Genomic DNA, 9,902 nt, shown 5'->3' on the forward strand with positions numbered 1-9,902 from the left:
GAGCCGGCGTCCGGCGCGGTGGCGCGTCTGGTGGACATGCTGGGCGTCGTGGCGGACGGGGACGATACGGTCGTGAGCCGGGGCAGCGGCAGGTCGGTCAGCGCGCCCTCGGCGACCGGCAGCTCCGGCTGCTCCAGGACGGTCGGGGCGATGGCCAGCTCGGCGTGGAGCATCCGGGCCACCAGCGGCACCCGGGTCGACCCGCCGACCAGGAAGAGACCGGAGAGCTGTTCGGGGGTCAGCCCGGCGGCGGCGATCATCCGCCGGGTCTCGGCCACCGCCCGGGCCAGCAGCGGTGCGGCGAGCCGTTCCAGGTCGTCCCGGGAGAGCTGAGCCACCGCCTCCACCCCCGGCACGGCCACCGGCGCCACCGCGACCCGGGAGAGCATCTCCTTCGCGCCGCGCACGTTGTCCCAGAGCTGCTGCCGGTCCCGCCACTCGGCGGTGCGCTCCGGGTTGGTCAGCCGGGCCCACTGTCGCGGCTGCGCCGGGGCGACCAGTTCGCCGAGCCGCCGCAGCAGCGCGGTGTCCAGGTCCAGGCCGCCGAGGTCGGCCACCCCGCCGGTGGCGATCAGGTGGAAGCCCGAGTCGCCCCACGGGTCGGCGCCCTCGTTGCGCAGCACCGCCACGTCCAGGGTGCCGCCGCCGAAGTCGAAGACCGCGATCGAGCCGCCCACCGGCACCGGCCGGCGCAGCACCTGGGTGTAGTAGCGGGCCGCGGCCACCGGCTCGCGCAGCAGGCGGGTGCCGGGCGCGATCGGTCCGGACAGGGTGTGCTCGGCGGCTGAGGGCCAGCCGGCCAGCTCCAGCGCGTCGTGCAGCACCTGCCGGCGCGGCGCCGTCCAGGCCGCGGGATGGGTGACCACCGCCGGCGGGAGGAAACCCACGGCGGCCACCGCGGCTTCGGCCAGCGCCCGCAGCGTCGCCGCCAGCAGCTCCGCCGGCCGGTACGCCCGTCCGCCCAGCTCGACCGTCTCCTCGTCGACCCGGCGCTTCGGGTTCGCCTCGTACCGGGTCGGATCCGCCTGGGCCAGCCGCTGGGCGTCCCGCCCGACGTGCAGCCGTCCCTCGGTGTCGGCGTAGACCCCGGACGGGACGATCGGGTGCCCGTCCACCAGCAGCGGGCGGGTCCGTCCGTCCGGCCAGCGCAGCACGGCCACGGTGTTCGAGGTGCCGAGGTCGACGCCGAGGGCGAAGCCGTCCTGCTGGCCTGACATCCGTGCCCACCTCCACCCGACGAGGGGATGCCCGGCCCCGCATCGTACGCAGCCCCCGCCGCGCGTCGATCTCCGGCGCGAGAGCGTGCGCGGCGGCCAGCGGGAGCTCGTCTCTCAACCGCCGCTGCGAGCAAAGGGATTGCGTCCGGTCGCGGTCAGGTAGAGCGGGACGAACACGACCCACAAGATCAAACAGCCCAGGAACCATGCCTCGGGGGTCTGGACGCGGAAGGACGCGAGCGAAACCGAGACCGGGTTCCCGCTCCGCTGTCGCTCCTTCGCATCCGCGTAGACCCATACGTCAACGCCAAGTACGGCGAGCAGGACGAGGATCGACACCAGTGCGACAGGGGGCGGCCCGGTCATATCGCAACACTTTCCGAGTGTCTGGCAGAGGACGACGCCGCGAGGGTACCGCGCTGTGCCTGGATTTCCCGGGCCTGGCGGTGCCAGTCGTCGTGTCCAGAGGGCCCGCGACGGACCGCCGCATCGGCAGGGAGGGCCGGCGAATGGCAAGCGGATGGCCCGCAAGATGCCGCATGGGGGAGAGGCGGGGTGGCCCAGGTGCCGCGATCAGGCGGTCTGCCCGGGCCTTCGGGTGTGGAGCGGGCGACGGGAATCGAACCCGCACCGTCAGTTTGGAAGACTGAAGCTCTGCCATTGAGCTACGCCCGCGTTCGCCCCGCTGTCGCGGGGCGCGCGAGACAGCCTACCGAATCCCGGAAGCGGACGCGCGGCCCCGTACCCGCGTCGCGCCCGCATGATCCGCACAACTTCCCGGAAAGAGGCCCCTCTTCGCGCCCGGAGGCCACACTTTCCCTGAAAGTGTGGCCTCCGGCCGGGGCGCGGGCGCCCTCTCGCCCGGCGCGGGGCGGGCCGGTGACCGTGCCGGGGGCGCCGACGGCATACACTTCTCGTCGCCACGGGGTGTGGCGCAGCTTGGTAGCGCACTCGCTTTGGGAGCGAGGGGCCGTGGGTTCAAATCCCGCCACCCCGACTGTCGTTCGCGACCGGCCTGTCCCGGGACCGCCGATTTCCGCGCGGTACCCGGGCGCTGCCGATGCAGCAGGTCGGCTCGCCTACACTCGATGCGCGCAATCACGCCCAGACTTCAATACCAAGATCCGCAAGGAGTACGCCTGTGAAGAGCACCGTCGAGACTCTGAGCCCGACGCGCGTGCGGCTCGCCATCGAGGTGCCGTTCGTCGAGCTCGAGCCGAGCCTCAAGAAGGCGTACCGGGAGATCGGCCAGCAGGTCCAGGTTCCCGGCTTCCGCCGGGGCAAGGTTCCCGCCGCGGTCATCGACCAGCGGGTGGGCCGGGGCACCGTCCTCAACGAGGCGGTGCAGGAGGCGATCCCGCAGAACATCCTCGCCGCGGTCCGCGAGCACGACCTGAAGACGCTCGGCCGTCCCGAGGTCGAGATCACCGAGTTCAACGACGGTGACTCGCTGAACTTCACCGCCGAGGTCGACGTCCGTCCGGAGATCACCCTGCCGGACCCGGCCACCATCGAGGTGACCGTCGACGAGATCCAGGTCGCCGACAGCGAGATCGACGAGCAGGTCAACAGCCTGCGCGAGCGGTTCGCCACGCTGAAGACCGTGGAGCGGGCCGCGCAGGAAGGCGACTACGTCCAGATCGACCTGAACGCCACCGTCGACGGCGAGGACGTGCCCGGCGGGCAGGCGAGCAACATCTCGCACGAGGTGGGCAGCAAGCAGCTCCTGCCGGGGCTGGACGAGGCCGTGGTCGGCCTGGCCGCCGGCGACAGCACCACCTTCTCCACCCAGCTGGTCGGCGGCGACTTCGCCGGCCGGGACGCCGACGTGGCGGTGACCGTCCGCACGGTCAAGGAGAAGGAGCTGCCCGAGCTCAACGACGACTTCGCCCAGCTGGCGAGCGAGTTCGACACGATCGAGGAGCTCCGCAACGACCTGCGCGAGCGGGTCACCCGCGGCAAGCAGGTCGAGCAGATCTACGCCGCCCGTGACAAGGCCCTCGAGCAGATGGTCGCCGCCGCCGAGGTGCCGGCGCCCGAGGGTGTCGTCAAGGAGGAGGTCGAGAGCCGCAAGGCCGCGATGGTCGACCAGCTGGAGCGGATCGGCGCCTCGCTGGAGGAGTACCTCGCCGCCGAGGAGAAGACCGAGGAGCAGATCGACGCCGAGCTGACCGAGGCGGCGACCGACGGGGTCAAGATCCAGCTCCTGCTGGACACCCTCGCCGACGCCGAGGACGTGCAGGTCTCCGACGACGAGTTCGGCCACGAGATCGTGCACCGCGCGCAGCGCGCCGGCATGGCCCCCCAGCAGTACTACGACCAGCTGGTCCGCTCGGGTGCCGCCGCGGCCGTCTTCGGCGACGTCCGCCGGGGCAAGGCGCTCGCCTCGGTGATGGAGAAGGTCAAGATCAAGGACTCGGCGGGCAACGAGGTCACCCTCGACGCGCTGCGGGCCCAGAACGAGGCCGAGCACAACCACGAGCACTGATCATCGGGTGTCGGCCGCCGTCCCGCGCTGCGCGTCGGGCGGCGGCCGAAATCCTTTTCCGGGTACGCCCCGAGGGTGACTGCGCTGAGAGCGAACAGTGCCCCGACCGGGAGTACGCCCCCCGGCTGAGCGGTTAGTGTCGGGTAGGACGGTACGGAGAGCGAAGGGCTGCCATGACCGACATGCACATCCCAGCGAAGCCGCTGCGGGCGATCGATGCCCGAGGTGGCGACACCATTGGCAACCTCGACGACTCGGTCTACAACCGGTTGCTCAAGGAGCGGATCATCTTCCTGGGCAGCGAGGTGACCGACCAGGTCGCCAACCGCATCTGCGCGCAGCTCCTGCTGCTCGCGGCGGAGGACCCGGACCGCGACATCAACCTCTGGATCAACTCACCGGGTGGCTCGGTCTACTCCGGCATGGCGATCTACGACACGATGCAGTTCATCGACAACGACGTGTCGACCGTGGCGATGGGCATGGCGGCCTCCATGGGCCAGCTGCTGCTCTGCGCGGGCACCAAGGGCAAGCGCTACGCCCTGCCGCACGCGCGGATCATGATGCACCAGCCCTCGGGCGGCATGGGCGGCACGGCCGCCGACATCGCGATCCAGGCCGAGCAGATGCTGTACACCAAGCGGATGTTCCAGGAGCGGGTCGCGCACCACACCGGCCGGAGCGCCGCGGAGATCGAGTCGGACTCGGACCGCGACCGCTGGTTCACCGCCCAGGAGGCCATGGACTACGGCTTCATCGACAAGGTGATCACCGGAGCCGCTCAGGTTCCGGAAGGCGCCGGGACCCTGAGCTGACCGAGGAGCTGACGATGACCGACCTGAGCCTGCCGCCCCAGTTCGCGGCCGTGCACAACCGCTACGTTCTGCCGTCGTTCGTCGAGCGCACGTCGTACGGGATGAAGGAGTCCAACCCGTACAACAAGCTCTTCGAGGACCGGATCATCTTCCTCGGCGTCCAAGTGGACGACGCCTCGGCCAACGACGTGATGGCCCAGCTGCTGACGCTCGAGGGCACCGACCCGGACCGCGACATCATCATGTACATCAACTCGCCGGGCGGTTCGTTCACCGCCATGACGGCGATCTACGACACCATGCAGTACGTCCGTCCGGACATCCAGACCGTCTGCCTCGGGCAGGCGGCCAGCGCGGCGGCCGTGCTGCTCTCCGCGGGCACGCCGGGCAAGCGCATGGCGCTGCCCAACTCCCGGATCATCATCCACCAGCCGGCCACCGAGGGCGGCTACGGGCAGGGCTCGGACATCGAGATCCAGGCCCGGGAGATCCTGCGGATGCGGACCCAGCTGGAGACGATGCTCTCCCAGCACTGCAACCGCCCGGTCGAGCAGGTCCGCAAGGACATCGACCGTGACAAGATCATGACGGCCGAGGAGTCCAAGGAGTACGGGCTGGTCGACACCATTCTGACCAGCCGCAAGAAGGGTCTCCTCGCGGCCCACGCCGCGAGCTGAGCACTGCGGAGGTCGGAGGTCGGCCGGGGCGCGGTTCCCGGCCGACCTCTGACACACCCGCTTTGGGGGTCGGAGAAACTCCCGCCAGCGGGTAACGTCGGGTCTGTACCGCTTCGCTGGGTCGGACCGGCAGGGTGGGACGACAGGACGGACGGGCGCCCGGCGCCCGCAGGTCAGGGCCGGCGTTCCGGCCGACGAGTGCAGGGAGAACGTAGGTGGCACGGATCGGTGACGGCGGCGACCTACTGAAGTGCTCCTTCTGCGGCAAGTCGCAGAAGCAGGTCAAGAAACTCATCGCAGGCCCCGGCGTCTACATCTGCGACGAGTGCATCGATCTCTGCAACGAGATCATCGAAGAGGAGCTGGCCGAGTCCGGCGAGGTGAAGTGGGAAGAGCTTCCCAAGCCGATGGAGATCTGCCAGTTCCTCGACAACTACGTCGTCGGCCAGGAGCAGGCCAAGAAGGCGCTCGCCGTCGCGGTCTACAACCACTACAAGCGGATCCAGGCCGAGTCGGCCGGCGCCCCGGGTTCCGGTAACGACGGGGTCGAACTGGCCAAGTCCAACATCCTGCTGCTCGGCCCCACCGGCTGCGGCAAGACCCACCTGGCGCAGACCCTGGCCCGGATGCTCAACGTCCCGTTCGCCATCGCGGACGCCACCGCGCTCACCGAGGCGGGGTACGTGGGCGAGGACGTGGAGAACATCCTCCTCAAGCTGATCCAGGCGGCCGACTACGACATCAAGCGCGCCGAGACCGGGATCATCTACATCGACGAGGTCGACAAGATCGCCCGTAAGTCGGAGAACCCGTCGATCACCCGGGACGTCTCCGGCGAGGGCGTGCAGCAAGCGCTGCTGAAGATGCTCGAGGGCACGGTGGCCAACGTCCCGCCGCAGGGCGGGCGCAAGCACCCGCACCAGGAGTTCATCCAGATCGACACCACCAACGTGCTGTTCATCTGCGGTGGCGCCTTCGCCGGCCTCGACCAGATCATCGAGGCCCGCACCGGGTCCGGCGGCACCGGCTTCGGCGCCCGGCTCCGGTCGGTCTCGGAGCGGTCGACCGACGACATCTTCAGCCAGGTCATGCCGGAGGACATGCTCAAGTTCGGCCTGATCCCCGAGTTCATCGGCCGGCTTCCCGTGATCACCAACGTGCGCAGCCTCGACCGCACCGCGCTGGTGCGCATCCTCACCGAGCCGCGCAACGCCCTGGTCCGGCAGTATCAGCGCCTCTTCGAGCTGGACGGCGTCGAGCTGGAGTTCGAGCAGCCCGCGCTGGAGGCCATCGCCGACCAGGCTATGCTCCGCGGCACCGGCGCCCGTGGGCTGCGGGCGATCATGGAAGAGGTCCTGCTCTCCGTGATGTACGAGGTGCCGAGCAACCCCGACGCCGCCCGGGTGCTGATCACCCGCGAGGTCGTCCTGGAGAACGTGAACCCGACGATCGTGCCGCGCGAGTTCACCGGTCGCCGGGCTCGCCGGGACCGCGAGGAGAAGTCGGCCTGACTCTCGTGCCGACCGCGCCCGGGCTCAGCTCGGGCGCGGTCCGCGTGAACGGGTCCGCCGGTCCCACTCGCCCGACGGGGTGACCACCACCATCACCAGTCGCAGCGTCTCCGTACCCGCCGTACGGTAGCCGTGCTCCCGGTCGGCGAGGAACTCGATCGTCTCCCCGGCTCGTACGTCGTGGTCGACGCCGTCCACGGTGACGGTGGCCGCCCCGGCGAGCACGTGCAGGATCTCCCGCGTGCCGCGCGGATGGTCGGGGGAGCTGTGCGCCTCGCCGGGCTCGAGCCGCCAGTCCCAGAGCTCCACCAGGTCGGGTTCGCCGAGGCCGTTGAGCAGCCGGGCCGCGCCGCCGCGGTCGCCCCGCCAGAGCACGGGGGCCGCGTCGCTCGCGGAGATCCGTACGGTGCGTTCCTCGGCGGGCTCCAGCAGCCGGGCGATGCTGACCCCGAAGGCGTCGGCGACCCGGCAGAGCGTGCCGATGCTCGGGTTGGTCCGCGCCGCCTCGATCTGCACCAGCATGCCTTTGCTGACTCCGGACCGGCCGGCCAGTTCCTCGAAGGACCAGCCGCGGGCGGCCCGCAGCTCGTGCACCTGCCGGGCGACGGCGGACGTCACCGCACCTACCCGCCCGGTTCCGGCGTCGGTCATCACACTATCCTTCGCGGTCAATATTGTGGTACGACTGCCTGATGTTCCCCATTGTGCTCGCGGCGGTCTCCGCGGTCGCGTTCGGCACGGCCGACTTCTCCGGCGGCAAGGCGTCCCGGCGGGCCGACCCGATCGCCGTCACCGTCGTCTCGCAGTTACTCAGCGTGCCGTTGCTGGTGGCGCTCGTGCTGTTGGTCCCCGGCACGCCCCGACCGCTCGACCTGGGCTGGGGACTCCTCGCCGGGGTGGCCGGCGCCGGCGGCGTGATGCTGCTCTACCGCGCCCTCTCGGCGGGCATGATGGCCGTCGTCGCGCCGGTCACCGCGATCACCGCGGCGGTGGTGCCGATCGTCGCCGGGCTCTTCACCGCTCACTCCCCGGGCACCCTTGCCCTCTGCGGCGCGGGCCTCGCGGTGGTGGCCATCGCCCTGGTCAGCCTCGGCGAGGGCGGCGTCTCCGGTCGGGTGTCGAGGCGGGTGCTCGGCACCGCCCTCGGTGCGGGCCTGCTCTTCGGCGTCTTCTTCGCCCTGCTCGGCCAGGCCGATGAGGGCGCCGGCATGTGGCCGGTGCTCGCCGTCCGGGTCAGCTCGATCGCCTTCGGGCTGGCCATCGCCGCGCGTACCGGGGCCGGCCTGCGGCTGGACCGGCGGGTGCTCGGCTGGGCCGCGGCCGCCGGCCTGCTGGACTCCGCGGCGAACGCGCTCTACCTGGCCGCCGCCGCCCGGGGCCACCTGAGCATCGTCGCCGCCATCGCCTCGCTCTATCCGGCGAGCACCGTGCTGCTCGCGCTCGGCGTCGACCGGGAACGACTCCGGCCGGTCCAGCTGGCCGGCCTCGGCTTCGCCGCCGGCGCGCTCGTGCTGGCGAGCGTCTGAGCCCTGTCGCCGGTCGGCCCCCCGCCCGTACGCTGAGCCCCATGCGCGTCGCCGTCTGCCAGCTCAACGCCCGCGACGACCGGAAGGCGAACCTGGCCGCCGCCGAGGCCCTGCTGGTCAGGGCCGCGGCGGCCGGCGCCGACCTCGCCGTCCTTCCCGAGTACGTCGACTACCTGGGCCCGGGCGAGCGGATGCCGCCGGCCGAACCGGTCGACGGTGTGGTCGGCACCTTCTTCGCCGATGTCGCCCGACGGCTCGGCATCTGGGTGATCGCCGGGTCGTTCCACGAGGCCGGCCCGGATCCCGCGCACACCTGGAACACCTCGCTGGTCTTCGACCGCACCGGCGCGCTCGCCGCCGGTTACCGCAAGATCCACCTGTACGACGTGGAGATCCCGGGCCGGGTGTCGTACCGGGAGTCGGCCACGGTCGCGCCGGGCGACCAGCCGGTGGTGGTCGACGTCGAGGGCCTGCGGGTCGGCCTCTCGATCTGCTACGACCTGCGCTTCCCCGAGCTGTACCGGCGCCTCGCCACGGACGGTGGCGCCGAGCTACTGGTGGTGCCCGCCGCGTTCATGATGCACACCGGCCGGGACCACTGGGAGGTCCTGCTCCGGGCTCGGGCGATCGAGAACCAGTGTTACGTCGCGGCCGCCGGCCAGACCGGCGACCACGAGCCGGCGCGGACCTGCTTCGGCCGCAGCATGGTGGTGGACCCGTGGGGGACGGTGCTCAGCCAGGTCGCGGACGGACCGGGACTGGCCGTCACCGACCTGGACCTGGACCGGCTGCGGACCATTCGCGCCGAGCTGCCCAGCCTGGCCAACCGTCGGCTCTGAGCCGGTCAGCTCTCCAGCAACACACCCACCACGGTGAAACCGACGATCGCCAGGGCGGTGATCACCAGGGCGGTGGTCATCCGGGAGGGCCCGCGCTGGGCCAGGCGACGGAGCGACAGCAGGACGACGACGAGCACGAAGGCCCCGATGACCAGCTGCCAGAACGGCAGCAGCAGGCCGAGCAGGGCTTCCTCGGCGAGCGTGGTCGGCGCCGGGAGCCGGGACACGTCATCCATGCCGAACACTCTGGCACGTGCCGGCTCGCGGTGGCCCCCTTCGATCGGTGATTTCGCCCGCCGGAGTCCGTCGGGCAGCGCTCCCGCAGTAGTGACGATCATTGATTTGCCTTCTCGCCGGCGTCCGCGTAACTTTCTCTCTGCACGCGGGAGGCCGGGCAAACCGGCCGAGAACGGGCGCCAGGCTGGTGGCGGAAACGCCGAGCCAGACTGAGGATCCGGGCGGTGCGAGACACTCCGAGAAAGACGGAGTTGCGATCGCGGAGCCGACCGGGTAGAGTTCGAAAGCCGGCAGGGAGCCGGGCGGGTGGCCGCGAGAGCGGCGCCGGCCGGTCCGCCGGAATCCACGACAGCAGCGACCACCGGATACGGTGTGCGCCAGCGTGGGTCGGACTGACCAAGCTGATCACCTCGGACACGAGGTTGACAGCGGAAGTCGGACCGGGTAAGTTGGAGAGGTTGCCCCGGACGGGGGTTCTACGGTGTAGAGCTTCTGGCTGGTGTGTGGTTGTTCTTTGAGAACTCAACAGGGTGCTTGATAAGCCAGTGCCAAATTGATTTATTACCCCGGACTGGTCAGGCTTGTGTCTGGC

At 70.8% G+C, this 9,902-nt stretch carries 10 protein-coding genes and 2 tRNA genes; 7 read left to right on the top strand and 5 right to left on the bottom strand.

Annotated elements, in window-relative coordinates; translation table 11 throughout:
• The 3 genes from ACWEVO_RS18865 to ACWEVO_RS18875 all read right to left on the bottom strand — a co-directional run.
• A partial coding sequence (locus ACWEVO_RS18865) for an Hsp70 family protein (RefSeq protein ID WP_452308826.1) occupies positions 1-1,217 on the bottom strand: 1,217 nt, incomplete at its 3' end.
• A gap of 114 nt (positions 1,218-1,331) precedes the next feature.
• Positions 1,332-1,556, bottom strand: coding sequence for a hypothetical protein (locus ACWEVO_RS18870; RefSeq protein ID WP_452308827.1), 225 nt, complete (start codon positions 1,554-1,556; stop codon positions 1,332-1,334).
• 262 nt (positions 1,557-1,818) lie between these two features.
• Positions 1,819-1,892, bottom strand: a tRNA-Gly gene (locus ACWEVO_RS18875).
• A 248-nt stretch (positions 1,893-2,140) separates the two neighbouring features.
• Here ACWEVO_RS18875 and ACWEVO_RS18880 point away from each other — a divergent pair.
• From ACWEVO_RS18880 to clpX, 5 genes are all read left to right on the top strand, one after another.
• Positions 2,141-2,214, top strand: a tRNA-Pro gene (locus ACWEVO_RS18880).
• Between the two features lie 144 nt (positions 2,215-2,358).
• Complete coding sequence (gene tig / locus ACWEVO_RS18885; RefSeq protein WP_452308828.1) at positions 2,359-3,705, top strand: trigger factor; 1,347 nt, start codon at positions 2,359-2,361, stop codon at positions 3,703-3,705.
• Positions 3,706-3,878: 173 nt separating this feature from the next.
• Entirely contained in the window at positions 3,879-4,520 is a 642-nt protein-coding gene (locus ACWEVO_RS18890) for an ATP-dependent Clp protease proteolytic subunit (RefSeq protein WP_452308829.1), read from the top strand.
• A gap of 14 nt (positions 4,521-4,534) precedes the next feature.
• Positions 4,535-5,197, top strand: a complete 663-nt coding sequence (locus tag ACWEVO_RS18895; protein ID WP_357553023.1) for an ATP-dependent Clp protease proteolytic subunit — start codon at positions 4,535-4,537, stop codon at positions 5,195-5,197.
• 215 nt (positions 5,198-5,412) lie between these two features.
• Positions 5,413-6,708, top strand: a complete 1,296-nt coding sequence (clpX, locus tag ACWEVO_RS18900) for an ATP-dependent Clp protease ATP-binding subunit ClpX (protein ID WP_452308830.1) — start codon at positions 5,413-5,415, stop codon at positions 6,706-6,708.
• A 24-nt stretch (positions 6,709-6,732) separates the two neighbouring features.
• Here clpX and ACWEVO_RS18905 read toward each other — a convergent pair whose 3' ends face one another.
• Positions 6,733-7,359 (bottom strand): helix-turn-helix domain-containing protein, encoded by a 627-nt coding sequence (locus ACWEVO_RS18905; protein WP_452308831.1) that lies wholly within the window; start codon positions 7,357-7,359, stop codon positions 6,733-6,735.
• 41 nt (positions 7,360-7,400) lie between these two features.
• On the opposite strand from ACWEVO_RS18905, the gene ACWEVO_RS18910 reads away from it, so the two are divergent.
• Together ACWEVO_RS18910 and ACWEVO_RS18915 are read left to right on the top strand one after the other, a co-directional pair.
• Positions 7,401-8,234, top strand: coding sequence for an EamA family transporter (locus ACWEVO_RS18910; protein ID WP_452308832.1), 834 nt, complete (start codon positions 7,401-7,403; stop codon positions 8,232-8,234).
• Positions 8,235-8,275: 41 nt separating this feature from the next.
• Entirely contained in the window at positions 8,276-9,073 is a 798-nt protein-coding gene (locus tag ACWEVO_RS18915) for a carbon-nitrogen hydrolase family protein (protein ID WP_452308833.1), read from the top strand.
• Between the two features lie 5 nt (positions 9,074-9,078).
• Here the strand turns inward: ACWEVO_RS18915 and ACWEVO_RS18920 are convergent, their stop codons facing one another.
• Positions 9,079-9,309 (bottom strand): hypothetical protein, encoded by a 231-nt coding sequence (locus tag ACWEVO_RS18920; RefSeq protein WP_452308834.1) that lies wholly within the window; start codon positions 9,307-9,309, stop codon positions 9,079-9,081.
• Positions 9,310-9,902: the final 593 nt, after the last annotated feature.

The organism is Micromonospora sp. NPDC003776 (genome assembly GCF_053605645.1).